Consider the following 319-nt stretch of genomic DNA (forward strand, 5'->3'; position numbering starts at 1 on the left):
AAGACGATGACCCGTTCCATGAATGCGGATCGTGAGTACACCGCGCTGGACGGTTCCTCCCTGACCCTGCACGGTCGTTCGTTGCTGCTGGTGCGTAACGTGGGTCACCTGATGACCAACCCGGCCATTCTGCACAACGGTGAAGAAACGCCTGAAGGGATTATGGATGGCATGGTCACTGTACTGGCCGCCATGCACGACCTGAAAAAAATCAACAAGCTGAGTAACAGCCGCACCGGTTCGGTCTACATTGTGAAGCCGAAAATGCACGGCCCGGAAGAAGTGGCCTTTGCGGTTGAGCTATTTGAGCGCATAGAAA

The 319-nt window shown here is 54.9% G+C and carries 1 protein-coding gene; it reads left to right on the forward strand.

Going from position 1 to position 319, the window contains the following annotated elements; translation table 11 throughout:
- Positions 1 to 319 (forward strand): hypothetical protein (locus F8C76_RS19635; RefSeq protein WP_211372223.1); only part of this gene is annotated, 319 nt, incomplete at both ends.

Source organism: Flagellimonas olearia (assembly GCF_009184425.1).
Lineage (GTDB): Bacteria > Bacteroidota > Bacteroidia > Flavobacteriales > Flavobacteriaceae > Flagellimonas > Flagellimonas olearia.